General features: G+C 73.6%; 18 protein-coding genes. 6 read left to right on the forward strand and 12 right to left on the reverse strand.

Going from position 1 to position 25,127, the window contains the following annotated elements; genetic code table 11:
- Nucleotides 1–158 precede the first annotated feature (158 nt).
- The 4 genes from ACFVVA_RS03210 to ACFVVA_RS03225 all read right to left on the reverse strand — a co-directional run bounded on the left by ACFVVA_RS03210 (nucleotide 159) and on the right by ACFVVA_RS03225 (nucleotide 4,980).
- The gene (locus ACFVVA_RS03210; RefSeq protein WP_387685157.1) at nucleotides 159–1,529 is read right to left on the reverse strand and encodes a S8 family serine peptidase; all 1,371 of its coding nucleotides are present in this window, start codon (nucleotides 1,527–1,529) and stop codon (nucleotides 159–161) included.
- A 209-nt stretch (nucleotides 1,530–1,738) separates the two neighbouring features.
- Nucleotides 1,739–2,497, reverse strand: a complete 759-nt coding sequence (gene fabG, locus ACFVVA_RS03215; RefSeq protein ID WP_387685159.1) for a 3-oxoacyl-ACP reductase FabG — start codon at nucleotides 2,495–2,497, stop codon at nucleotides 1,739–1,741.
- A 69-nt stretch (nucleotides 2,498–2,566) separates the two neighbouring features.
- Nucleotides 2,567–3,766 carry a thiolase family protein gene (locus ACFVVA_RS03220; protein WP_387685161.1) on the reverse strand — a complete coding sequence of 400 codons (1,200 nt, stop codon included), beginning with the start codon at nucleotides 3,764–3,766 and terminating at the stop codon, nucleotides 2,567–2,569.
- A gap of 50 nt (nucleotides 3,767–3,816) precedes the next feature.
- Entirely contained in the window at nucleotides 3,817–4,980 is a 1,164-nt protein-coding gene (locus ACFVVA_RS03225; RefSeq protein ID WP_387685162.1) for an acyl-CoA dehydrogenase family protein, read from the reverse strand.
- A gap of 173 nt (nucleotides 4,981–5,153) precedes the next feature.
- Between ACFVVA_RS03225 and ACFVVA_RS03230 the strand changes: the two genes are divergently transcribed.
- The gene (locus ACFVVA_RS03230; protein WP_387685164.1) at nucleotides 5,154–5,846 is read left to right on the forward strand and encodes a TetR/AcrR family transcriptional regulator; all 693 of its coding nucleotides are present in this window, start codon (nucleotides 5,154–5,156) and stop codon (nucleotides 5,844–5,846) included.
- 165 nt (nucleotides 5,847–6,011) lie between these two features.
- Here the strand turns inward: ACFVVA_RS03230 and ACFVVA_RS03235 are convergent, their stop codons facing one another.
- The 7 genes from ACFVVA_RS03235 to ACFVVA_RS03265 all read right to left on the reverse strand — a co-directional run bounded on the left by ACFVVA_RS03235 (nucleotide 6,012) and on the right by ACFVVA_RS03265 (nucleotide 14,120).
- Entirely contained in the window at nucleotides 6,012–7,436 is a 1,425-nt protein-coding gene (locus ACFVVA_RS03235; RefSeq protein ID WP_387685166.1) for a sugar porter family MFS transporter, read from the reverse strand.
- Between the two features lie 143 nt (nucleotides 7,437–7,579).
- Nucleotides 7,580–8,551, reverse strand: coding sequence for an L-histidine N(alpha)-methyltransferase (gene egtD / locus ACFVVA_RS03240; protein WP_387685167.1), 972 nt, complete (start codon nucleotides 8,549–8,551; stop codon nucleotides 7,580–7,582).
- 44 nt (nucleotides 8,552–8,595) lie between these two features.
- Nucleotides 8,596–9,345, reverse strand: a complete 750-nt coding sequence (egtC, locus tag ACFVVA_RS03245) for an ergothioneine biosynthesis protein EgtC (RefSeq protein WP_387685170.1) — start codon at nucleotides 9,343–9,345, stop codon at nucleotides 8,596–8,598.
- A complete protein-coding gene (gene egtB, locus ACFVVA_RS03250; protein WP_387685172.1) occupies nucleotides 9,345–10,787 on the reverse strand; it encodes an ergothioneine biosynthesis protein EgtB in 1,443 nt (480 codons plus the stop codon). Before egtB ends, egtC begins: the two co-directional genes overlap by 1 nt.
- Nucleotides 10,784–12,166: an ergothioneine biosynthesis glutamate--cysteine ligase EgtA gene (gene egtA / locus ACFVVA_RS03255; RefSeq protein ID WP_380348743.1), complete on the reverse strand. Its 1,383-nt coding sequence runs from the start codon at nucleotides 12,164–12,166 to the stop codon at nucleotides 10,784–10,786. The genes egtB and egtA overlap by 4 nt, the downstream gene beginning before the upstream one ends.
- Nucleotides 12,167–12,354: 188 nt before the next feature.
- Complete coding sequence (locus ACFVVA_RS03260; RefSeq protein ID WP_387685175.1) at nucleotides 12,355–13,395, reverse strand: aminotransferase class I/II-fold pyridoxal phosphate-dependent enzyme; 1,041 nt, start codon at nucleotides 13,393–13,395, stop codon at nucleotides 12,355–12,357.
- A 203-nt stretch (nucleotides 13,396–13,598) separates the two neighbouring features.
- On the reverse strand, nucleotides 13,599–14,120 hold the full coding sequence (locus ACFVVA_RS03265; protein WP_387685177.1) for an SRPBCC family protein: 522 nt from the start codon (nucleotides 14,118–14,120) through the stop codon (nucleotides 13,599–13,601).
- Between the two features lie 249 nt (nucleotides 14,121–14,369).
- Here ACFVVA_RS03265 and ACFVVA_RS03270 point away from each other — a divergent pair, with 249 nt between their 5' ends.
- From ACFVVA_RS03270 to ACFVVA_RS03280, 3 genes are all read left to right on the forward strand, one after another.
- Nucleotides 14,370–15,176: an SAM-dependent methyltransferase gene (locus ACFVVA_RS03270; RefSeq protein ID WP_387685179.1), complete on the forward strand. Its 807-nt coding sequence runs from the start codon at nucleotides 14,370–14,372 to the stop codon at nucleotides 15,174–15,176.
- 169 nt (nucleotides 15,177–15,345) lie between these two features.
- Nucleotides 15,346–17,463 (forward strand): putative bifunctional diguanylate cyclase/phosphodiesterase, encoded by a 2,118-nt coding sequence (locus ACFVVA_RS03275; protein WP_387685181.1) that lies wholly within the window; start codon nucleotides 15,346–15,348, stop codon nucleotides 17,461–17,463.
- A 425-nt stretch (nucleotides 17,464–17,888) separates the two neighbouring features.
- Nucleotides 17,889–21,269: a hypothetical protein gene (locus ACFVVA_RS03280; RefSeq protein WP_387685183.1), complete on the forward strand. Its 3,381-nt coding sequence runs from the start codon at nucleotides 17,889–17,891 to the stop codon at nucleotides 21,267–21,269.
- Between the two features lie 142 nt (nucleotides 21,270–21,411).
- Here ACFVVA_RS03280 and ribA read toward each other — a convergent pair whose 3' ends face one another.
- Nucleotides 21,412–22,041 (reverse strand): GTP cyclohydrolase II, encoded by a 630-nt coding sequence (ribA, locus tag ACFVVA_RS03285; protein WP_387685185.1) that lies wholly within the window; start codon nucleotides 22,039–22,041, stop codon nucleotides 21,412–21,414.
- A 343-nt stretch (nucleotides 22,042–22,384) separates the two neighbouring features.
- Here ribA and gdhA point away from each other — a divergent pair, with 343 nt between their 5' ends.
- Nucleotides 22,385–23,779: an NADP-specific glutamate dehydrogenase gene (gene gdhA / locus ACFVVA_RS03290; protein WP_380635281.1), complete on the forward strand. Its 1,395-nt coding sequence runs from the start codon at nucleotides 22,385–22,387 to the stop codon at nucleotides 23,777–23,779.
- 201 nt (nucleotides 23,780–23,980) lie between these two features.
- On the forward strand, nucleotides 23,981–24,856 hold the full coding sequence (locus ACFVVA_RS03295) for a GyrI-like domain-containing protein (protein WP_387685188.1): 876 nt from the start codon (nucleotides 23,981–23,983) through the stop codon (nucleotides 24,854–24,856).
- The last annotated feature ends 271 nt before the right edge of the window (nucleotides 24,857–25,127 follow it).

Here is a 25,127-nt window from a genome sequence, read left to right on the forward strand (position 1 = left end):
GTCCGCCGTCCGCGGCCCGGGGAACGGCGGACGGACGACAGCAGACAGAAAACAGCGAACAGCTGACAGATTTCGAAATCTGTCAGCTGTTCGCTGTCATCTGTTACCGGTCGCCTGTTACCGGTCACCTGTCACTCGCGACCCGGCGACCGGGCGGCTCACCGACCGGCGATCGCGTGCACGAACTTCGCGCCGTCGATGGTGCCCAGGCCGCTGGCGAGGTCGTAGCCCTCGGTGGCGTTGTAACCGGTGACGCCGTTCCAGCCGTTGTCGCCCTGCTTGACGTCCACGATGCCGCTCCACTTGCTCGGCAGCAGGTTCATGCCGTAGAGGCGCCAGTTGAGCTGGCCGAGGCGGTGGCCGGCGAGCTGGTCGGCGAGCGCGACGACGCCCGAGAACAGCGGGGTGGCCTCGCTGGTGCCGCCGGTGAGGTGCCAGCCGACCGAGGTCGGGTCGTAGGACTCGTAGGTCCAGGCGGCGCCGTCCACGGCCGCGCTCATGCTGATGTCCGGGGTGCCGCGGTGGTTGCCGGTGACGCCGGCGACGCCGGCCTGGTACCACGGGCGCTCGAAGATGCCCGAGACGCCACCGCCGCCGGCGCCGGACTTGTCGTGCCACACCTTGTCGGGCGCGGTGCGGTTGCCGGAGTCGTCCAGGGTGAGCTGGGTGCCGCCGATGGAGGTGACCAGCGGGTCCGAGGACGGCCAGGAGTTGACCTTGTACGGGTACAGGTCGCTGCCGTTCTCCTGGGCGTCGGTGGCGCCGTTGTCGCCGGAGGCGGCGAGCACGGTCACGTTGTGGTCGGCGGCGGCCTGGAAGGCGTACCGCAGATCGGTGAGCGACTTGAAGTCGCCCTTGTCGTAGCCCGGGAAGGTGTTCTCGGTGGCGCCGAAGCTCTGCGAGATGACGTCGGCGCGGCCGGCCTTGATGAGGGCCTTCTCGGCGTCCATCATCTCGGGCAGGCCGGTGGTGCCCTCGGTCTCGGCGACGCCGGTCTCGACCAGGATGATGTGGGCGTCGGGGGCGATCGCGTGGGCGTACTCGACGTCCAGGGTGGTCTCGCCGGCCCAGCCGGTGTGGTCGGGGTTCTTCGGGTCCCAGGTGGGGACGTTGCCCCACTTGACCACCTCGACGTTGGTGTCCGGGATGCCCCACTGCTTGTCGAAGACCTCCAGGTCGTGCTGGATGGTCGGCGAGCCGAAGGAGTCGACGATGACGATCGTGCGGCCCTTGCCGGTGATGCCCTCCTGGTACAGCGGGTTCAGGTTGTAGGCGGCCCGGTACTGGAGCGGCGAGTAGCAGTGGATGCCGACCTGGCTGACGCACTGGGTGGTGCTCAGCGGGGCGGGGCGGCCCTGGGCGCTGTGCTGCCCGAAGGAGGCGGGGCGGACGTGGACGCCCGTGAGGTCGTGGGCGGGGGAGGCGATCGCGGTACCGGCGGCCGGTACGGCGACGGTGCCGGCCGTGAGGGCGGTGGCCCCCACGGCGAGAAGGGCCAGGGCGCGGCGGAGGGTGGCGGGGCTGCCCATGGGGCTCCTTGGGGCGCAGGGCCTGACCTGGTTCGGTCGGGTCGGTCCGGCCATCCCATCGAGAGCCGCATGATCATGCCATAGTCAATTGGTGGGGTCGTATGATCAAGGGCATGGTCATGCTCGGCCACGCGAAAAGGTAAAGGCCGCCCCAGGGGAAAGTAACTCCCCACCTGGGACGACCTGGTGACGACACGTCAGGACATCGGCTAGCGCGCCCCGCCGTTGACGTACAGCGTCTGCCCGCTGACGTAGGAGGCCTCCTCGCTGGCCAGGAAGGCGACGACCGAGGCGATCTCCTCCGGCTGCCCGACCCGGCGCAGCGGCGTCCGGGCGGCGACCTCGCCCTGGTGGTCCTCGGCGCTGCTGCCGACCCGTTCGGCGGTGGCCGCGGTCATCGCGGTGGCGATGTACCCGGGCGCGACGGCGTTGACGTTGATGTTGAACGGGCCCAGCTCGATCGCCAGGGTCGCGGTGAGGCCCTGGATGCCGGCCTTGGCGGCCGCGTAGTTGGCCTGGCCCCGGTTGCCGAGGGCGGAGCGCGAGCTGAGCGAGACGATCTTCCCGTACTTCTGCGCCACCATGTACTTCTGGGCCACGTGGCTGCAGTTGTACGCGCTGGTCAGGTTGACCGTCAGCACCGCGTCCCAGTCGGCCTTGGGCATCCGGAAGAACAGGTTGTCCCGGGTGATCCCGGCGTTGTTGACCAGGATGTGCAGTCCGCCGAGGTCCGCCGCGACCTGGGCGAACACCGCCTCCACGGCGTCGTAGTCGGCCACGTCGCAGCCGTACGCCCGTGCGGTGCCGCCCTTGGCGGTGATCTCGGCGACCGTCCCGGCCGCCCGCTCGGCGGTGAGGTCGACGACGGCGACTGCCGCGCCCTCCTCCGCCAGCCGGCGGGCGGTGGCCGCCCCGATGCCCTGCGCCGCGCCGGTCACCACGGCGACCTTGCCCGCGAACCGCGTCATGTGAACTCCTCGGTGGTTAGGATCGACAGTCGACAAGTTGACGGTCGACAAGCGGTGGACCACGGATGGTCAGACGTTTTCGACCAGCACGGCCGTTCCCTGCCCCACACCCACGCACATGGTGGCCAGGCCGCGCCGGGCACCGGTGCGGCGCATCCGGTGCAGCAGGGTGGTGAGGATGCGGGCGCCGGAGCCGCCCAGGGGGTGGCCGAGCGCGATCGCCCCGCCGCTGGGGTTGACCACCTCCTCGGCCTGCTCCGGGCCGAAACCGATGCCGTCGGCGGAGGCCAGCGCCTGGGCGGCGAAGGCCTCGTTCAGTTCGGCGGTGTCCAGATCGGTGAGCGACCAGCCGGCCCGCGCGAGCACCTTCGCCGTGGCCGGCACCGGACCGATGCCCATGACGTCCGGGTGCACCCCGGCCGAGGCGCCGGCCACGTACCGGCCGAGCGGCTGGAGCCCGAGGTCGCGCAGCGCCTCCTCGCCGACCAGGACGAGCCCGGCCGCGCCGTCGTTCATCGGCGAGGCGTTCCCGGCGGTGACCGTGCCCCCGGCGCGGAACACCGGCTTGAGACCGGCGAGCTTCGCCAGGCTGGTGTCCTCGCGGATGCCCTCGTCCCGGCTCACCGTCACCCCGTCCGGCCGCTCGACCGGGACCAGTTCGGCGTCGAAGTGCCCGTCCTTGCGGGCGGCGCCGGCCCGCTGGTGGCTGCGCAGCGCGAAGGCGTCCTGGCGCTCCCGGCCGATGCCGTACCGGGCGGCCACCTCCTCGGCGGTCTCGCCCATGCTGAGCACGCCGTGCAGTTCGGCCATCCGCGGGTTGGTGAGCCGCCAGCCGAGCCGGGTGTCGAAGGTCTCCATCCGGTGCGGCAGCGCCTCGTCCGGGCGGGGCAGGACGAAGGGCGCGCGGGTCATCGACTCGCAGCCTCCGGCCAGCACCACGTCCGCCTCGCCGGAGCCGATGGCCCGGGCGGCGAGGGTGACGGCCTCCAGGCCGGAGGCGCAGAGCCGGTTGACGGTGGCTCCGGGGACGGTCTCCGGCAGGCCGGCCAGCAGGACGGCCATCCGGGCGGCGTTGCGGTTGTCCTCGCCGGCCTGGTTGGCGGCGCCCCAGTAGACGTCGTCGATCCGGGCGGGGTCGAGCGCGGGGACGTCGGCGAGCAGGGCGCGCAGCACGGTGGCCGAGAGGTCGTCCGGGCGGACCGTGGCGAGCGCGCCGCGCAGCCGGCCGATGGGTGTGCGGCGGGCGGCGGCGAAGTAGACGGGACGCACGTCGTCGGGCTCCTTGTCGGGTGGCGGGGCGGTGGTGTCCGTGGGCGGGTTCAGAAGGCGTTGACGCCGGTCAGGGCGCGTCCGATGAGCAACTGGTGGATCTGGCTGGTGCCCTCGTAGAGCGTCATCACCCGCGCGTCGCGCAGGTACTTGCCGACCGGGTACTCGTCGATGAAGCCGTAGCCGCCGAAGACCTGGAGCGCGTTGTTGGCGGCCCGCACGGCGGCCTCGCTGGCGTACAGCTTGGCGACGGAGGACTCGGTGGCGAAGGGCAGGCCGCGCTCGATGTGGTCGGCGACCTTCCAGGTGAGCAGCCGGGCCGCCTCGACGTCCACGGCGATGCCGGCCAGCAGTTCCTGGACGAGCTGGTGCGCGGCGATCGGCTTGCCGAACTGCTCGCGCTCGCCCGCGTAGCGGACGGCGGCCTCCAGGCAGGCCCGGGCGATGCCGACGCAGCCGGCCGCCACCGACATCCGGCCCTTGGCCAGCGCGGCCATCGCCACCGTGAAGCCCTTGCCGACCTCGCCGAGCCGGGCGGTGTCCGGCACCCGGACGTCCTCGAAGGAGAGCCCGGCGGTGGCCTGGCCGCGCAGGCCGAGCTTGCCGTGGATCTCGGTGCGGGTGAAGCCGGGCAGGTCGGTGGGGACCAGGAAGGCGGTGATGCCCCGGTGGCCGCGCTCCTGCGGTCCGTCGCCGCCGGTGCGGGCGAAGACCAGCGCGACGTCGGCCCAGGTGCCGTTGGTGATGAAGGTCTTGGCGCCGCTGATCAGCCAGTGGTCGCCGTCCCGGACGGCCCGGGTGGTGAGGTTGGCGGCGTCCGATCCGGTGCCCGGCTCGGTGAGCGCGAAGCAGGCGAGGGACTCGCCGGAGGTGAGCCGGGGCAGCCAGTGCCGCTTCTGCTCCTCGGTGCCGAAGGCGTTGACGGACTTGCCGACCAGGCCGAGCGAGACCGAGACGATCCCGCGCACGGCCGAGTCGCCGCGCCCGAGCTCCTCCAGCACGAGGCAGTACGCGAGGTGGTCGCCGCCGCTGCCGCCGTACTCCTCCGGGATGGTCAGCCCGAGGAAGCCGACCTTCGCCAGCTTGCCGACGATCGCCCGGTCGACGGACTCGGCGCGGTCCCACTCGGCGGCGTACGGGACGATCTCGCGGTCGGTGAAGGAGGCGGCGAGGTCACGGACGGCGCTCTGCTCCTCGGACAGCTCCAGGTTCACGGCGGCTCCCGAATCCGGTGTCCTGGGCCCGGTACGGGGTCCGGGCCGATTAAACTAGCGCTGCAAGTTTTATGAGGGCGACTGTAGCCCCGCCCGGCCCGCGCTGGGAAGGGGCACCTGCCAGAATCGGTCCCCGACACACCCGACCGGAGGAACCGGAGGAACCCGCCGCGATGGCCCGTCCACGCACCCCGCTGCTCAGCCGCGAGCGCATCGTCGCCGCCGCACTGCGGCTGATCGACGACGAGGGGCTGGACGCCCTCTCCACCCGCCGACTCGCCACCGAGCTGTCCGTCAGCGGGCCCTCGCTCTACAACCACTTCGCCACCAAGGACGACCTGCTGGACGCGGTGGTGGACAGTGTCATCGGCGAGGTCGACCTGTCGATGTTCGGGGCCGCCGCGGGGGATGCGGGGGCCGCAGGAACGGCGGGAGGCGCTGGGGGCACCGGGATCGCCTGGCCGCAGGCGCTGCGCGACTGGGCGCGCTCCTACCGCGCCGCGCTGGCCGCCCACCCCAACATCGTCCCGGTCCTGGCCCAGGGCCCCGGGCGCCGGCCGAACGCGCTGCGGCTGGCCGACGCGGTCTTCGGCCACCTGGTCGAGTCCGGGTGGCCCCGCGGACAGGCCACCAGGATCGGCGCGCTGATGCGCTACTTCGTCACGGGCTCGGCGCTCGCCTCCTTCGCGGCCGGCTTCCCGGCGGACGCCGAGGTCTACGACGCGGCCGACTACCCGCACCTCGGTGAGGCGCACCGACTGGCCGGGCACCGGGGGACGGTGGACGAGGGCGCCTTCGAGACCGGGCTGGAGGCGCTGCTCGACGGGCTCGCCCTGCGCTACGCCCGGCTCGCCGAGCGGCCCTGACCCGTCGAGACGCCCCGCGCCGCGCGACACCTCGCCGGACTTCCCCCTTCGCGGGGCCGGGCTCGTTTCGCCGTGCGGGCCCGGCTCCGCGGAAACGACGCGGCCCCCGCGCCTCCGCGCCGATCGCGCGGGGATGCGGGGGCCGGGAGGCCGAGGGACGGCGGATCAGCCCATGTCCTCCAGCCGGACACCCTTGGTCTCCTTCATGAACTTCGCCACGAAGAGGACGGACAGCGCCGCGAAGGCGGCGTAGACCAGATAGGTCGCCGACAGGTTCCAGCGCGACATGGACGGGAACGAGACGGTGATCACCCAGTTCGCGATCCACTGCGCGGAGGCGGCGACGGAGAGGGCGGCGGCGCGGATCCGGTTCGGGAACATCTCGCCGAGCATCACCCAGACGACCACGCCCCAGGACATCGCGAAGAACAGCACGAAGGCGTTGGCGGCGACCAGCGCGACGGTGCCCTGGAGGTCGGGCAGGGTGAGGTTGTCCCCGCTGCCGGTGGCCGAGGAGAAGGCCCAGCCGGCGGTGCCGAGCGCGACCGCCATGCCGACCGAGCCGATCAGGGCGAGCGGCTTGCGGCCGATCCGGTCGACCAGCACGATCGCGATCACGGTGCCGAGGATGTTGATCACCGAGCCGACGAAGCTGATCAGCAGCGAGTTGCTCTGGTCGATGCCGACCGACTGCCACAGGATCGACGAGTAGTAGAAGATCACGTTGATGCCGACCAGCTGCTGGAAGACCGACAGGCCGATGCCGACCCAGACGACGGGGAGCAGACCGAACCGGCCGCCGAGCAGGTCGCGGAAGCGCGGGCGGTGGTCGGAGGCGATCAGCGACTGGATCTCGGCGATCCGGGCGTCGGTGTCCGTTCGCTCGCCCTCGACCTCGGCGAGCACCTTGCGGGCGTCGTCCAGGCGCTCGGCCTGGATCAGGTAGCGCGGGGACTCGGGGATGACCGAGGAGAGCACGAAGTAGACCGCGGCCGGGACGACGCAGATGCCGAGCATCCACTGCCAGGCCTCCAGCCCGAGCAGCTGGCCGCGGGTGTCGCCGCCGGCCGCCTGCGCCAGCACCCAGTTGACCAGCTGGGATATCGCGATGCCGAGCACGATGGCGGCCTGCTGGAAGGAGGCCAGCCGGCCCCGGTACTTGGTCGGCGCGACCTCGGCGATGTAGGTCGGGGCGATCACCGAGGCGATGCCGATCGCCGCGCCGCCGAGGACGCGCCAGAGGGCGAGGTCCCAGGCGGAGAACGGCAGCATAGAGCCGACCGCGCTGATCGCGAAGAGCAGCGCGCCCGCCTTCATGACCTTGATGCGGCCGTACCGGTCGGCGAACCGTCCGGCGAACGCGGCGCCGACCGCCGAGCCCAGCAGCGCGGAGGAGACGATCAGGCCGGTCACTCCGCTGCCGACGCCGAACTTCTCCTGGATCCCGGAGACGGCGCCGTTGATCACGGAGCTGTCGTAGCCGAAGAGGAAGCCGCCGAGGGCCGCTGCCGCGGTGATGAAGACGACGAAGCCGAGGCGGCCGGGCGCGGGGGCCTCGACCGCCCCGGAGGGCTTCTGGGTGACGCTCACGATCTGACTCCTGGTACTCAACGCTGAGCTCGGTAGCCGAGATCGTAACCCCTATTCGTTTAAGTCTTGTACACCTGGACCCTCAAGTTTCGCTCTGAGAATTCGTAAGGTGAACAAGCAAATTGGGCCGCCGGGCGCGTCGGTCAGGCCGGCGAGGCGAGGGAGAGTCCGAACCGGCCCCGGGGGTCGGTCCACCAGTGGCTCAGTCGCAGCCCGGCCGCCGACAGCTCCCGGGTCACCCGTTCCCGGCGGAACTTGGCCGAGACCTCGGTGCGCAGCTCCTCGCCCCGGGCGAAGTGCACCGGCAGGTCCAGGGTCGGGATCTTCACGGTCTGCGAGCGCAGCGAGCGCAGCCGCATCTCGATCCACTCCTGCTCGGCGTCCCAGAGCGCGACGTGCTCGAAGGCCTCCGGGTCGAAGTCGGCGCCCAGCTCGCGGTTGAGCACGTTCAGCACGTTCCGGTTGAACTCGGCGGTCACCCCGGCGGCGTCGTCGTAGGCGGCGACCAGCACCGCCGGGTCCTTGACCAGGTCGGTGCCGAGCAGCAGGAAGTCGCCCGGGTCGAGGGCGGCGCGCAGGCCGCGCAGGAAGGCGGCGCGCTCCTGGGGCAGCAGGTTGCCGAGGGTGCCGCCGAGGAAGGCGACCAGGCGCGGGCCGCCCTCCGGCGGCAGCCCGAGCCGGGTGGTGAAGTCGGCGAGCACGCCGTGCACCGCCAGTCCGGGGTACTCGGCGGCGAGCGCGGCGCCGGCCGCGGTCAGGGCGCTCTCGCTGACGTCCACCGGGACGTACGTCTCCAGGGTGCCGAGCGCGCGCAGGGCGTCCAGCAGCAGCCGGGTCTTCTCGGAGGAGCCGGAGCCCAGTTCGACCAGGGTGCGGGCCCCGGTGGCGGCCGCGATCTCGCCGGCCCGGGCGGTCAGGATGGCCCGCTCCGCACGGGTCGGGTAGTACTCGGGCAGTCGGGTGATCTCCTCGAACAGCTCGCTGCCCCGCGCGTCGTAGAACCACTTCGGCGGCAGCCACTTGGGCTGCGAGGTCAGCCCGTGCCGCACGTCATGGCGCAGCGCGGTGCTGAAGTGGTCGGAGGGCAGCAGTCGGACGAGATCGAAGGTGTCCATGACAGGGTGGTTCCTCTGTTCAGAAGATGAAGGGAGAGTGGGGGTCAGTCGCGGCCGGGGAGGCGGTTCACGGCGATGCCGCGCGCGTCCACCAGCAGCAGCGAACCGTCCGGAACGGGCGTCCAGCCGGGCGCGTCGTCGTACGGCTCGGAGGCCACCACCGTGCCGAGGCCCGGCAGCGTGCGGTGGTACAGGGTGTCGCCCCAGGTGGTCGCGGCGATCGCGGTGCCGTCGGTGAGCAGCAGGTTGAGCCGGCCGGTGGTGTGCGCGGCGACGTCCGCCACGGTGCCCGCCAGCGCCTCGCCGAGCCCCGCGCCGGCCCGCAGCCGGTGCAGGGCGAGTGCCCACAGCAGCGCCGAGTCGGTGCGCGCCTGCAGGTCCAGCAGCTCGGCCGGGGGCAGCAGGGCGGCCAGGGCGTCCAGCTTGCCGGGCCAGCCGGCCACCGCGCCGTTGTGGCTGAACAGCCAGCGCTCGGCGGCGAACGGCGCGGCCGCGCCCTCGCCCGGCGCGCAGCCCTCGGTGGCGGAGCGGACGGCGGCCAGCAGCGCCCGGGTGCGGACCACCCGGGCGAGGTCGACGAAGGTCTCGTCCGCCCAGATCGGACCGGTCCGGCGGTAGCGGGCGGGTACTTCGTCGCCGTCCGCGTACCAGCCGAGGCCGAAGCCGTCCGCGTTGACCGTGCCGTACTGCTGGACCCGGGGGGCCCAGGACTGCCGGTACAGGCCGTACGGCGGGTGCACCAGCAGTTCCCTGGGGGTCAACGGCTCGCCCAGATAGGCGATGTGACGGCACATCAGGCCGACTCCAGGTCGCGCGCGGTGCGGAACCCGGCGAAGATCTGCCGCCGGATCGGGTAGTCCCAGTTGCGGAAGGTGCCCCGGCAGGCCACCGGCGCCACCGCGAAGCAGCCGCCGCGCAGCACCTTGTACTCGGGGCCGAAGAACACCTCCGAGTACTCCTGGTACGGCCAGGCCCGGAACCCCGGGTAGGAGCGGAAGTCGCTGGCCGTCCACTCCCACACGTCGCCGATCAACTGGCGCACCCCGTACGGGGACTGCCCCTTCGGGTAGCTGCCCGCACCGGCCGGGCGCAGATGGCGCTGGCCGAGGTTGGCGTGCTCGGGGCCGGGCGGCCCGTCGCCCCAGGGGTAGCGGCGGGAGCGGCCGGTGGCCGGATCGTGCCGGGCCGCCTTCTCCCACTCGGCCTCGGTCGGCAGCCGCCGTCCGGCCCACCGGGCGTACGCGTCAGCCTCGTACCAGCTGACGTGCAGGACCGGCTCGTCCGGCTCGACCGGCGCGACCGTGCCGAAGCGCCGGCGCAGCCACTGGCCGTCCAGGTGGCGCCAGAAGAGCGGGGCGGTCAGGTCGGCGCGCCGACGGTGCTCCCAGCCCTCCGGCGTCCACCAGCGCGGGTCGTCGTAGCCGCCGTCCGCGATGAACCGCTGGTAGGCCGCGTTGGTGACCGGGGCAGTGTCCAGCAGGAAGGCCGGCAGGTCGACGGTGTGCGCCGGGCGCTCGTTGTCCAGCGCCCACGGCTCGGTGTCCGTTCCCATGGTGAACGGCCCTGCGGGGATGAGCACTTCGGCGGGCAGGGTGGCCGCGTCGGCGGGCGCGGGCGGCGGCGGGGGAGCGGCCAGGGCCGGCTCGCCGGTGCGCAGCTGGTGGGTGATCAGCATGGTCTCGTCGTGCTGCTGCTCGTGCTGGGCGATCATCCCGAACGCGAACCCGGCCTCCAGCAGCGGCGCGCCCTCCAGCGGGCTGGCGGCCAGCAGGTCCAGCACCCGGCCGCGCACCTCGTGGGCGTAGGCGCGGGCCTCGGCCGGCGGCAGCAGCGGCAGGGCGGGGCGCTCGGCGCGGGGGTGCTGGAAGGCGTCGTAGAGCGGATCGATCTCCGGGTGCATCGGATCGCGGCCGCCGACGTTGCGCAGCAGCCAGAGCTCCTCCTGGTTGCCGATGTGCGCGAGGTCCCAGACCAGCGGGGACATCAGCGGGGAGTGCTGGGCGGTGAGATCGCCGTCCTCGACGCAGTCGGTCAGGGCGGCGGTGCGGGCGCGGGCGGCCAGCAGCTCGGTGGCGATGCTCTCGCGCAGTGCCTCGGTACCGGCGGTGCCGGCGGTGCCGAGGCCGTCGAGGCCGCCGGTGCTGCCGGTGGGGCCGGTGGAGCCGGTTCCACCCGTGGCGTCGGTGCGGTCCGTGCTGCCTGCCCCGGCATCCCCGCGGGGTCGGACGTCGGTCATGATGCGGCCTCCTCCGGGGGAGTGCGTCGGGTGCCGGAGCGCAGGGCGTCCAGCTGGTCGTCGGCCGGGCAGCGGCCGCGCGCGGGGTAGCGCTCGGCGAACTCGGCGACGGTGGTGCGCAGCCGCCCGGCACCGGGCAGGCGGCCCAGTGCGGCGTCGGCGGCGGCGAAGCAGGCGAGGGCGGCGCGGCGCAGCTCGGGGTCGGCCGTCGCCAGGGTGGCGGCGCGGCGCCAGACCCCGCTGCGCGGCGGTCGCGGACCGTCCGCCCCCTCCCGCCGGTCGATGGCGTCCAGCGGCTCCAGCGCGGCCAGCGCGGCATCGGCGGCCAGCGCGTCCTCCAGCAGTGCGGTGACCAGCGCGGTGACCACCACCCAGCCGTCCCCGGGCTGGGCGTCGATCATCCGCAGCTCCAGGTGGCCGCGCGGGCGCACCGGCGGGAAGAGGGTGGTGCGGTGGTAGTCCAAGTCGTCGAGGGTGGGCGGGCGTTCGCCCGCGCCGCGGATCCAGTCGCGGAACGTCAGACCGGCCGGGGCCGTCCACGGCAGGCCCTCGGGCCGTCGCACGCACAGCACACGGGCGTCCAGCACGTACTGCGCCCACGCCTCGCGCGGATCGCCGTGGTCCGGCTCGGGGGCCAGCGTGCGGGTCGGGTCCATCCTGGACCAGACGGTCTGCCGGGTGGACCGGTGACCGGTCGGACTGCCGTCCAGGATCGGCGAGTTGGCGAAGGCGGCGACCAGCACCGGGCCCAGCAGATGGGCCAGTCGCCAGCGGCGCTCCACCGCGTGCGGGCCGTCCGTGTCGCCGGCGTCCAGGCACACCTGCACCGACGCGGTACCGGTCATCATGATCCGGCCCCAGGGCCCCGCGGAGTCGAAGAAGCGCTCCATCGCGAGGTAGCGGGGGTGGTCCAGCACCATCGGTCGGGGACGGGCCAGCGGGTCCGTTCCGGTGCCGGTGAGTCGAAGGCCCTGCGCCGCGAAGGCGGCCCGCAGGGCGGTCAGATCACGTCGGGTGTCCTCGACGCAGGCCAGGAGGCCGGTGGCGGGCGGGGAGCTGAGCTCGACCTGTCCGCCGGGTTCGAGCGTGAGGCGCGAACCGGAGGGGAGGGAGTCGCCGTCCGGGCCGCCGAGGGGCAGCGAATCCAGTGCGGCGTGGAGCAGTTCCGGCCGTACGGGCCGGGTGGGACATTGATCGTCATGGACGAACCACTCGACCTCCACCCCTACCAGGCGGGGCGGTCCGATCTTGAAGCAGACGCCCGACACGTGGCTGCGCGCCCCCGATTCGGTCAACGGGGTCACCCCCGACGGGGGTAGTGGCGTGCTCTGCCGTTCGGGCGGAGTGGTGCGGGATACCGGTATCACCGGACTCACCATCCTCGGGATCACGATTGCGGCCCGGTCTACCCTGCCCAGTCTCCTACGGAGCATGCGGGGGCGCCCCGCAAAATTCGCGTGAACGTTCGTTTCTGCAGGTCAGAGGTGTGGCGAACGGGTGAGGGCGGGATTTCCGGCTGACCGGAGGCCGGGGCCCGGGCCCGATCCGGCCGGGGCATGTGCCGGGGTCACAGGCGCTCCAGCCGCTCCAGGACGGTCGTCAGGACCGGCCCCGGCAGGGCGTAGTTCAGCCGCAGCGAACCCCGGCCGCCGGAGCCGAACTCGGCGCCGTCGGAGGCCTCCAGGCCGCAGCGCTCCAGCAGGGCCCGGCGGGCGTCGGCGGGCGGCAGGCCGAGCGCGGCGGCGTCCAGCCAGAGCAGGTAGGAGGCGTGCGGGGCGGAGCGGACGGCGGGCCCGAGCCGGTCGGTCAGCCGGGTGCGGGCGGCGGCCAGGTGGCAGAGCAGCGCGTCCAGCCAGGGGCCGCCCTCGCGCAGTGCCGCCTGCTGCACGGTCTGCTCCAGCAGGCCGCCTTCCCAGAGGCCGTAGCCGGCCAGCGCCTCGGCGAACCGGGTGCGCAGCCCGGCATCGGGGACGAGGGCGAAACCGCTGGGGATGCCGGAGCAGTTGAAGGTCTTGCCGACGGAGTTGAGGGTGACGACGTGGCGCAGGTGCGCCGGGTCGGCGGTGGCGACGGCGACGGGGTGGGCGTGGCCGGGGTGGGTGAGGTCGCCGTGCACCTCGTCCGAGACCAGCAGCGCGCCGCTCTCGGCCGCCCACGCGGCGAGACCGCGCACCGCGCCGAGGGGCCACACGGTGCCGGAGGGGTTGTGCGGGTTGCTCAGCAGTACGGCGCCGGCGGGGCGGGGGAGCGGGCCGTGCGGGAGCCGGTAGCCGTCCGGGCCCAGGTGCAGCGGCAGCGCGTGGTGGGGGAGGCCGGCCGCGCGGCAGAGCTGGGCGAAACCGCCCCACTCGGGGGTGGGGAAGAGGACGGGGGCCTGCGGCCGTACGGTCTCCAGCAGGATGCGCAGCGCGGTGCGCGGGCCGCAGGGCAGCAGCAGGACCCAGTCCGGGTCCACCGCGGCGCCGTGCCGGGTGCGGTACCAGTCGGCCACCAGGGTGCGGCCGGCCGGGTCGCACACCGTGTAGCCGTACGCGCGGTGGCGGGCGCGCCGTTCCAGCGCCTCGGCGACGGCGGGCGGGCCGGGCAGGTCCATGTCGGCGAGGCTCATCGGGATCACTCCGGGGGCGTCCGCGCGGGCCCACTTGCTGCTGCCGGTGCCGGTCCGGTCGAAGGGGGCGTCGAACCCGAAGTCGAACCCGAACCCGAAGTCGGGGGCGGGGTCTGGGGCGGAGCCGGGGTCGGGGGCGGGAGCGCCGCGAACAGATGACAGATTTCGAAATCTGTCATCTGTTCGCTGAAAGCTGTCGCCCGTCATCTGTTCGCCGTCACCCGCCGCTCGTCGTCCGTCGTCCCGCCGCCCGCCAGATGGGCGGCGAGCCCCCGCCGCCCCCGGCGCATCATCACCGCGTGGTTGGCCCGGAACAGCGGGTGCAGCGGCAGGGCGAGCCGGCGCAGCAAGGGCTTGCCGGGCCGGGTGTCCTCCTCGAACAGCACCCGGCTGCCCGCGCTGCCCGCACTGCCCGCGCTGCCCGCGCCGCCGGTGGCGTCCGGCGTCACCGTGAACCGCGTCCACCCGGTCAGGTCGCCCCGCATGATCACCTCCAGCACCCCGGCGTCCGGGTCGCGGCGGGTCGCCACCAGGCCGATCACCAGCCGGTACGGCAGCAGCGCGCGCACCACCACGTCCCCGCTGTCCTCGCCGGTCGGCCGGACCTCGCGGATCTCCGGCCACCACAGCGGGTAGCTCCGGACGTCCTCCAGTGCCGCGTACACGGCGGGCGCCGGAGCCGCGAGCCGCCAGACGCCCCGGAATCGGTAGTGGTTGGGGTCCACCACCCCACCCTAGTGCGGCCCGGCCGGCCCGAGGGGCGAACGCCGGTGGACCGTTGTCGAGTTGGTCCCCGGTGCGGACCCGCGCCGGAGGGCGGGCGTTCCGGAGGTGTCCGTCCTTCGGGAAGGATGCATTCCGCTTGCACCCGTTCGGGGTGCGGGGGAGGATCTTGTGTGCTTGTAGTCTCAACAGTCACAGCGGCATCCCCAGGGTGCTGCCACCCCAGAAACCGGAGTGAAGGAGTCACAGGCATGCGGCGACCGAGCTGGGTACCGGAGGGTACGGACCTGGACAAACCGAACGCCGCGCGGGTCTACGACTACTACCTGGGGGGCTCCCACAACTTCGAGGTCGACCGGGAGATGGCCCGCAAGGCGATGGCCCTGTGGCCGGAGCTGCCGCAGATCATGCGCTCCAACCGCGCCTTCCTGCGCCGCGCCGTGACCTTCCTCGCCGAGCAGGGCGTCAGCCGCTTCCTGGACATCGGCTCCGGCATCCCGACCTTCAGCGCGGTGCACGAGATCGCCCGCGAGATCCGCCCCGGGGCGAAGGTCGTCTACGTGGACCGCGACCCGGTCGCCGTCGCGCACAGCCGTCTGCTGCTGGAGGACGACCGGGACAGCGCCGTCGTCCAGGCCGACCTGCGCGACGTGGCCGACCTGCTGGCCCGCCCCGAGGTCGCCGAGCTGCTGGCGGCCGGCGAGCCGGTGGCCGTGCTGCTGGTCGCCGTCGCCCACTTCGTCAGCGACGAGGAGGACCCGTGGAAGCTGATCGGCGTGATCCGCGACGCCCTCCCGCCCGGCAGCGCGCTGGTGCTCTCGCACGCCTCCCTGGAGGGCCGCCCGGACCAGGCGGAGGACCACCAGAAGCTGTACCGGATGACGCCGACCCCGCTGACCATGCGCACCCACGAGCAGATCACCGCGATGTTCTCCGGCTTCGACCTGGTCGAGCCGGGCGTGGTCTACCTGCCGCAGTGGCGCCCGGACCAGCCCGGTACGGTCGGTGAGCACCCCGAGCGGATGACCGGGGTGGCGGGCGTGGGGTTCCGCCCTTGATCGGACGCGACGGACGAGGCACCGACGGCCGTGCGCCCCGCGCGGCGGCCGCCGGAAGCGCGGTGCCGGGCCCGGGCGGCAGCACGACCCGGGGCAACGGGAGCGGCCGAGCGGCCGTCGCCGGGCCCGCCGCGACCGGCGCGCACAGCAGAGGAACCAGGTTCAGCAGATGAGTACCACCCCGGTGCGCGGCAACGCGGAGCGGTTCCACGAGGACTGGGCCCGGCTGCTCTCCGCCGACCACGGCATCGCCGTCCACCCCGGCCTGCTCGGCCGGCTGGTCGCGCGCACCGCCGCGCTGCTGCACCGCGCCCAGGAGGACGACCCGTTCGAGCCGCGGCTGGCCGCGCAGGCCGGCGCCGAACTGGTCGACGCGCACTTCACCGACCCGGTGCTGCTGGCCCGGGCGGTCGAGCTGCTCCAGGCGCAGCCCGTCCACGACGACCGCGGCCCGGCCCTGACCGGCGCTTTCGCGGCCGGCTGGGCGGGCGCCCTGCGCGAGCGCACGCTGATCGAGCAGGAGGCGATCCGCACCGCCGCCGACGCCGCCCGCAAGGAGGCCGAGCGGGCGCTGCGCGCGTCCGAGGCCCGGTTCCGGGCGCTGTTCGAGAGCGCCGCGATCGGCATCGGCATCGGCGACACCGACGGCAACATCATGGCGGTCAACAAGGCCCTCCAGGAGCTGTTCGGCGCGGGCCCGGAGGACATGATCGGGCGCCGGGTCGGCGACCTCGTGCACCCCGAGGACACTCCGGGCGTGTGGGAGGCGTACGAGGAGCTGATCAGCGGCAAGCGGGACTACTTCCAGTTCGACAAGCCGTACTACCGCCAGGACGGCGAGGTGATCTGGACCCACCTGACCGTCTCGCTGATCCGCGACGACGACGGCATCCCGCAGTACCAGGTCGCGATGCTGGAGGACGTCACCGACCGCTACCGGCTCCAGGAGCGGCTGCGCCACCAGGCCACCCACGACCCGCTGACCGGCCTGCCCAACCGTGCGGCCTTCTTCGAGCGGCTGGAGAAGCTGTTCGAGGAGCCCGAGCCGGGTGCCCGCTTCGGCCTCTGCTACGTCGACCTCGACGGTTTCAAGGTGGTCAACGACAGTCTCGGCCACGACATGGGCGACCAGTTGCTGGCCGCCGTCGGCGCCCGGCTGAAGGCCGCCCTCAGCCCGCTGGGCCACCTGGTCGCCCGGCTCGGCGGCGACGAGTTCGTCGTCCTGCTGGAGCGCTGCCGGGGCGAGCAGGAGGCGGTGGCCGCCGCGAAGACCGTGCTCAAGGCGCTCGCAGGGCCGGTGCTGATCGGCGACCACAAGCTCGCCGTCGGTGCCAGCGTCGGCGTGCTGGAGCGGCGGGTGTCCACCACCACCCCGGGCGCGGCCGTCCGCGCCGCCGACCTCACGCTGTACCGCGCCAAGGAGGCCGGCCGCGGCCGCTGGACGCTGTTCGACCCCAAGGAGAACGCCCGCGCGGTCAGCCGCTACGCGGTGTCGGTGCGGATGCCCGCGGCCCTCGACCGCGGCGAGTTCTTCATCGACTACCAGCCGCTCTACCGCCTCGCGGACGGCCGGCTGGCCGCCGTGGAGGCGCTGGTGCGCTGGCGCCACCCGCAGCTCGGCGTGCTCGGCCCGGACGAGTTCGTCACCACCGCCGAGGAGACCGGGCTGATCATGCCGCTCGGCCGCTGGGTGCTGGAGCAGGCCTGCGGTCAGGCCGCGGACTGGATCAAGCAGTACGGCGACGCCGCCCCGCAGCTGAACGTCAACCTGGCGGTCCGGCAGGCCCGCAGCGCCGCCCTGGTCACCGACCTCGGCCGGATCCTCGACGGCACCGGACTGGACCCGGCCCGGCTGCAGCTGGAGATCACCGAATCGACCGTGGTCGGGCCCGAGGACGAGGCGCTGCGCACCCTGCACGGGCTGGTCGACCTCGGGGTGTCGCTGGCCGTGGACGACTTCGGCACCGGCTGGTCCAACCTCGCCTACCTGCGCGACCTGCCGGTCTCCGGGCTGAAGATCGCCGGTTCCTTCGTCGGCGACCTGCACGAACCGGGGAAGGACGAGTCCACCGGGTGGCGGATCGTCAGCGGACTGGTGTCGATGGCGCATGCGCTCGGGCTGAACGTCACCGCCGAGGGCGTGGAGACCCACCGGGACGCGGAGCGGCTGCGGACCATGGGCTGCGACTGGGCGCAGGGGTGGCACTTCGGGCGCCCGGTGCGGCCCGACGAGATCGCCCGGCGGATCGTGGAGGAGCCGACGGGGCGCCCGGTCGGGGAGCGCTGAGGGCCGACGGCGCCCGGTTGCGCGTCGCGGGAGGCGCTTGCGTACCGGTCCTGCGACGGGTCGGTCCTGATCCGGAAAAGCGCCCGACACCCGCACCCGCCGTGCGGGATGATGACGCGTCACAATCCACCCCGGCACCGGTGCGCCCGCGGTCACGACCCCGCGCCGGTCCGGGCTGCGGGGGAGGGAAACGTCGCATGGGCACGACGGAGGACGCGGATCCGGCCGAGGGCGAACGGCGCGGGCCGAGGCCCCGGTCGGCCGCCGGAGCCGAGCCGGGGAATCCGCCGGGGAGCAGGGTGGAGCGGTGGTCGCGGGGGCGTTGGCGCTCCGAAGCCGCCTCTGACCGGCCCTCCCGGCTCGGGTCGGTCCCGCCCGGGTCGGTGCCTTCAGGGTCGGTGCCTTCAGAGTCGGTGCCGCCCGGGGTGGATCCGCCGACCCGGGTGGACCCGCGCGCCGCGACCCGTCGGGCGCCCGCCGTCCCGCCGCGCTTCGACCCGGAGGCGGCGACGCGTCGGACGTCCCGCGCCGAGCCGCGCTTCGACCCGGAGGCGGCCACCCGCCGCAGGCCGGATCCCGGGCGGGGGTCCGACCCGGACGCCCTGACGGAGGTCCGGCCGGGGAGGCCGGGGAGTCCTGGGAGTCCTGGGAGTCCGGGGCATCCGACGCACCCGGGACGTTCGGTCGGCGCCGACCCGGAGGCGGTCACCGAGGTCGTCCGGCCCAGGTCCGGGACGGGAGGCGGAGGCGGCTCGCCCTCCTGGCAGGACGGCATCGGGCCCGGCGGTCCCGCTCCGGCCGGAGGCCCCGGCGGACGCCCGGGCTCCGACGGCCCGTTCGAGGGCGCCTTCCCGGACGCCCTGCGCGGCCGCTTCATCCCGCTGGGCCGGGCCGGGGCCGGTTCCGAGGGCACCGTCTGGTACGTCCGGCGCACCGACGGAGGCGGTGACGCGGCCGTTAAGGTGGCCGTCGCCGGCCACCCGATGGACCACGACCTGCTCGCCCACCTGCGCAACGACGGATTCCGCCGGCACGTCCCGCACCTGATCGACTTCGGCCGGGTCGGCCACCACGGCGCCCAGGTGGACTGGGTGGCCATGGAGTACCTGCCGGTCACCCTCGCCGCGCACGTCGCCGGGCTGTGGCGGGAGGGCGGTCACGGCGACCGGCGGACCACCGAGCAGATCGTCTACGAGCTCGTCGCCCTGCTCGACTTCTGGCAGCAGCGGATCAAGCGCAACCCGCTGGACTTCAAGCCCGCCAACATCCTGGTGCGCCCCGGCAGCGGGTCCGGGGAGTTCGTGATCGCCGACTTCGGCGGCGTCGACCGGCTCACCGACAGCCGCCGGTTCACCTCCGCGATGATGGTCACCGTCGCCTACATGGCCCCCGAGCAGCTGGCCGGCAAGAACCACCAGGCCGGGCCCTGGTGGGGGCTCGGCAACGTGCTGTACGAGCTGTTCGTCGGCCGCCCGCGCTTCATCGGCGCGGACGGCGAGCGCCCGGCCGACCAGGAGCTGGAACTGGAACTGGTCATGGGCGAGGAGGTGGACCTCGCAGCCGTCCGCGACCCGCGCCAACTGCTGCTCCTCCAGGGGCTGTTCACCAAGAAGCCGGAGGACCGCTGGACCGCGCCGCAGGTCCGCGGCTGGCTGGCCGGCGGCACCCCCGAGGTGATCCGCCGCCGGCCGCAGGCGCAGGCCCGGGCGCACCGGCCGGTCACCTTCCTCGGCAACCCGTTCACCGACCCGGTCCGGCTCACCGAGGCGCTGCTCAAGAACTCCGGCGCGGCGGCCCGCTGGCTCTCCACCGGGGGAGCGGAACGGGTGCGCGACTGGCTGCGGGACGAGGTCGAGGACACCGTCTTCGACCTGCACTACCTCTCCGACGTGGCCCGGGCGCCCGGCTCCCGGCGCGAGTCCGTGGCGGCGGTCGCGGTACTCGCCCTGGGCGCCGCCTTCGCCCCGGGCACCGTCCCGCACTACCGCGACCGCCCGATCGACACCACCGGCCTGGAACGCGTCGTCACCGAACCGGACGGCGCCGAGTTCATCGACGAACTGGTCCGGGGCGGGGCGCCGACCGTGGTCGCCCGCTACGACTGCTTCCACCCCGAGTGCGCGGGCGAGCACTGCTCGCGGCAGCTCGCGCTGGCCGGACTGCCGGAGGTGCTGGCCGAGGTGGACCGGCTGGCGCGCACCGTCGGCGGCGGCCGGCGCGGCGGCCACGGGCTCAGCCCGGAGGAACGCGAGGAGGCGCACCGGCAGGCGGTCTGGCTGAGCATCCGGCCCGAGGAGCGCGCACGGTTGCTCGGCCGGCTCTCGCCGCTGCCCGCCGCCCTGCACCGGCTGCCGCTGCCCGAGCGGGTGTCCGAGCTCGCGGCCGTGGTGGCCGCCACAGTGGTGGACGGCGCGCTGGCGGTGGACGCGGGCGCCCGCACCGCCGTACGGGCGGCGGCCCGCAGGCCGGCGCCGGACCCGGCGGCGGCCACCGCCCGGGACGTGGTGCGGCGCCGCTGGTCCGCGCTGCGGCGCCGGGCGGTGGGCGCCGACCCGGCGCAGCCGGGCGGGCGGGCGGCCCTGATCGCGGCGGAGGCACTGCGGCGGCGCGGCCGGGGACGGTCCGAGCAGTCCGAGCGGCCCGATCGGCCCGAGCCGGAGGCCGGGGTGCGACAGGAAGGGCGGGTGGCCCGGCTGTGGCGCAACCGGCGCCGGCGGCCCCCGGTGGACCGGCGGGCCCGACTGGCGGCCTGGTGGCCCTACGCCCGCACCGCGCTGCCGCGCCGGGCCGGGGCGGTCCTGGTGCTGCTCCTCGCCTTCGGACTGCTGCTGTGGGCGGGAGCGGTGCTCCGCTACCCGGTCGAGGCGGGCGACAAGCTCGACCTCTCGCCCGCCGGCGCCTTCGGCGGTCACCTGCGCGACGCCGGCGACCACGCGGCCCGGCAGGTGGTCGGACAACTCGGTGCGGGGCTCGTGGCGGCCGCCGTGATCGCCTTCTTCCCCGCCCGGGTGGGCATCGGCACGGCGCTGCTGACCGGGGCCGGGGCCCTCGCCATCGGCTACCTGCGGCTCGGGCCGCCGGTGACGGTGCCCGCGACGCCGCAGTCGGTGGCCGACCGGGTGGTCGTGTTCGAGGGCGGGATGGGGAGCTGGGCCGGCATCGCGGCGGTGGTGGCGATCGTGGTCTCGCTCGTCCTGGTGGAACGGGCCTCCAACCGGCTGCTGAAGCCCGCCCAGGAGGCGCGCAGCCGGGTCCGGGCGGCCTGGCGGCGGCTGGACGAGCGGAGCGCTGAGCACTCGCCCGGGGCCGCCGGCGGCGAACGGATGTGGAGCGCGCCGTCCGCGCGGTGGCGGACGGGCGGCGCGGGGACCCGCGACCGGATGCGGTTCGCGCTCGGGACGACGGCGGTGCTGGTACTGCTGCTGTGGGCGGCGGTCGAGGTCAGACTCGCGGCCACCGGGGTGCACCGGACGCCCGGTTCCTGGGGGACGGGACAGAGCGGCGCGGCCTACCAGGCCGGGTTCGTCCTGCTGCTGGCGGTGGTGTCGCTGGTGAGCGCCCTCGGGACTCCGGCCACCGCCCGGGGGCTGTTCGCGCTCTGGATCCCGGCCACCCTGTTCCTGGGGGCCTGGCCCGGGCCGCTGGGACCGGTCGAGGCACTGCGGATACCGGTGTTCGAAGGGCCGTTCAGGTCGATCGCCGGGCTGTGGGGGCACGGGGCCTTCTGGGCCGCCCTGCTGGTGATGCTGCCACTGGCGGCGTACGGGGGGCTGCGGACGGTCCGGGGACGGGCGGGGCGCAGGTGAGGGGCGACGACTGACAGCTGGCAGCGGACAGATGACAGATGACGACTGACGGATGACAGCTGACAGATTTCGAAATCTGTCAGCTGTCATCCGTCATCTGTTCGCTGTTCTCTGTTCGCTGCGGCCCGTTCTCTGTCGGCGCTCAGCCGACCAGTCGGGAGAGCTCGATCGAGTGTCCCGTCCGCTCCACCTTCGCCCGCAGGTAGCGGACGTTGCTCGCCGACAGGTGCACGCCCGTCGGCACCCGGTGCCGCACGACGATCCCCAGCTCGGCCAGCTGCGCCGCCTTGTCCGGGTTGTTGCTCAGCAGGTCGATGCCCGTGGCGCCGAGCGCGGCGAGCATCTGGGCGGCCGCGGTGTAGTCCCGGCCGTCCTCGGGCAGGCCGAGGGCGGTGTTGGCGTCGTACGTGTCCAGGCCGGAGTCCTGGAGGGCGTACGCGTCCAGCTTGTTGTAGAGCCCGATGCCGCGGCCCTCCTGCCGCAGGTAGAGCAGGTACCCGCCGGCCTCGCTGATCCGCTCCACCGACTCGCGCAGCTGCGGCCCGCAGTCGCAGCGGTCGGAGCCGAAGACGTCGCCGGTCAGGCACTCGGAGTGCAGCCGCACCAGCGGCGTCCCGCCCTCGGGGACCGTGCCGAGCGCGAGCGCCAGGTGCTCGGCACCGTCGGCGAGGTCGTGGAAGGTGAAGGTCTCCGCCTCGGCGCGGTAGCCGTCGGGGAAGGTCAGCGGGATGCGCACACGCGAGCGCACCGTGGCGGAGCCGGGCTGCGGCATGGGTGGGCCTCCGTGGATCGGGGGTGGACCGGGACGAATCAGGGGTGGACCGGGACGAACCGGGTGGGTTCGACCGGTCCGGACGGATCGCGGTGGATCGGAGGTCGACCGTACTAGGTAGTTCCAATTTGAACAACTACCGGGCCGATGGGACGGGGCTCGACCGCGGAGGCGCACAACACCCCACCGGTCCCGACTGTTCCCACCAGGCCTTCCAGCATGTGGATGGTGCGGGACCCGCGGTGTGGACACTGCGACACTTGCCGCGTTTCCTGGGCACGTCCCTCAGGCCCGCCGGGACACCGCGCACGCCAATCGACGACCACGGAAGGGTCCTGACCAGATGCCGCTGACCCCCGCCACCCCCCACTCCTCCCTCGACTCCTCCCTCGACGCCGAGCGGCGCGCGATAGAGGCGCTCTACGCGGACGTGGTCCGCCGCAACCGGGGCGAGGACGAGTTCCACCAGGCCGTCCACGAGGTGCTGGAGACCCTCGCGCCGGTGCTCGCCCACCGCCCCGAGCTCCTCGACGCCCGGATCATCGAGCGGATCTGCGAGCCCGAGCGGCAGCTGATGTTCCGGGTGCCGTGGACGGACGACTCCGGTGACATCCACGTCAACCGCGGCTTCCGGGTGGAGTTCAGCAGCGCCCTCGGGCCGTACAAGGGCGGGCTGCGCTTCCACCCCTCGGTGAACCTCGGGATCGTCAAGTTCCTGGGCTTCGAGCAGATCTTCAAGAACGCGCTCACCGGTCTGCCGATCGGCGGGGGCAAGGGCGGCTCCGACTTCGACCCCAAGGGCCGGTCGGATGCCGAGATCATGCGGTTCTGCCAGTCCTTCATGACCGAGCTCTACCGCCACCTCGGCGAGTACACCGACGTACCGGCCGGGGACATCGGCGTCGGCGGCCGGGAGATCGGCTACCTCTTCGGCCAGTACAAGCGGATCACCAACCGGTACGAGAGCGGCGTGCTCACCGGAAAGGGCCTCGGCTGGGGCGGCGCGCAGGTCCGTACCGAAGCCACCGGCTACGGCTGCGTCATGTTCACCTCCGAGATGCTGCACAGCCGCGGCGAGAGCCTGGACGGGCGCCGGGTGGTCGTCTCCGGGGCCGGCAACGTCGCGGTCTACGCGATCGAGAAGGCCCAGCAGCTCGGCGCGACCGTGCTCACCTGCTCCGACTCCTCCGGTTACGTGGTGGACGAGAAGGGCATCGACCTCGACCTGCTCAAGGAGGTCAAGGAGGTCCGGCGCGGCCGGGTCTCCGACTACGCCCGACTGCGCGGTGGCCACGTCCGGTTCGTCGAGGGCCCGGGGGTGTGGAGCGTTCCCTGCGACGTCGCGCTGCCCTGCGCCACCCAGAACGAGCTGGCGGAGGCCGACGCGCTGGCCCTGGTGCGCAACGGGGTGCTGGCCGTCGCCGAGGGCGCGAACATGCCCACCACCCCGGAGGCGGTGCGGGTGTTCCAGGAGGCCGGGGTGGCCTTCGGTCCGGGCAAGGCGGCGAACGCCGGCGGCGTCGCGACCAGCGCCCTGGAGATGCAGCAGAACGCCTCGCGCGACTCCTGGACGTTCGAGCACACCGAGGAGCGGCTGGCCGGGATCATGAAGCACGTCCATGACTCCTGCTTCACCACCGCCGAGCGCTACGGCCACCCGGGCAACTACGTGGTCGGTGCGAACATCGCCGGCTTCGAGCTGGTCGCCGACGCGATGCTGGCCCAGGGCCTGATCTGAGCCGCTGACGCGAGGCCCGCCGGCGCAAGGCCGCCGCCTCGGCGCCGCCGAGGCGGCACCGCCGAATCCGGGCCGCCGACGGCCGTCACCCGGCGATCGGTAGCCGGCGATCGGTACCCGACCGGAGCGGGCACCGATTGTCGGGTGCGGCAGGGTGGGTCCTTCCTACGGTGAGTGTCACAAGGGAAGGACGGGGTTGGCGTGCTGGAGCACCTGAACCGGGCGATGGACCGGATCGAACGAGACCTGGACCGCGAGGTCGACGTGGCCGAGCTGGCGCGGATCGCGATGACGTCGGAGTACCACTTCCGGCGGCTGTTCTCGATGCTCGCCGGGATGCCGTTGTCGGAGTACGTCCGGCGTCGGCGGCTCACCGTCGCCGGGGCCGAAGTCCTCGACGGTGAGCAGACGTTGCTCGACATCGCGGTCCGGTACGGGTACTCCTCGGGAGAGGCGTTCGCCCGGGCGTTCCGGGCCATGCACGGAGTCGGGCCGGGCGAGGTCCGGCGCGACGGTGCGGTGCTCGTCTCCCAGCCCCGGATGTCCTTCCGACTCGTCGTGGAGGGGAGCAGCAGCATGGAATACCGGATCGTGGAGAAGCCGGACTTCCGGATCGTCGGCAAGAAGGCCCGGGTCACCCTGATCTACGTGGGGATCAACCCGGGGATCGCCGAGTTCATCAAGGGGCTCGACAAGGACACGGTCGCTCGGATCGCGGCCCTGTCCGGGGACGACCCGGCCGGGATCCTCTCGGTGAGCGACGACTTCTCGCCGAACCGCGAGGAGGGGTCCGAACTCGACTACTGGCACGCGGTGGTGGCGCGCGACGGTGTCGCCGTCCCGGCGGATCTGGATGTGCTCGACGTCCCGGCCGGCACCTGGGCGGTGTTCACCAACACCGGGCCGTTCCCGCAGGCCCTGCAAGAGATGTGGGGGGACGTGGCGAGCCAGTGGTTCCCGTCCAACCCGTACGAGGCCCGGCCGGGTCCGGAGATCCTCCGGGTCCGCCCCGTACCGGGGACGGGCGACGCCGAGGCGGAGCTGTGGATCCCGGTGGCACGGGCCGTGCGCAGCTGACGGATGGCGGGCGGCAGCCGACGGGCTCCTGCTGTCGGCCGCCCGTCGCCGGACGCCCGCCGCCGGACAACGGCCGACAGATAACCGATGACGAATAACAGATGACAGCTGACAGATTTCGAAATCTGTCAGCTGTCATCTGTTCGTCCACCCCGTTCGGCCCACCACCGCCCGCCAAGCTCCGCCCCCGCCCCGCATGCTGGGGCGGGAGGTGCGGGGGCCGAGGCGCCGAAAAACCCGGGAGTTCCCGAGCAAGCTGCGAGGACAGACG

Origin of the sequence: Kitasatospora sp. NPDC058048 (assembly GCF_042885555.1) — a bacterium.
GTDB lineage: Bacteria > Actinomycetota > Actinomycetes > Streptomycetales > Streptomycetaceae > Kitasatospora > Kitasatospora lactacystinica.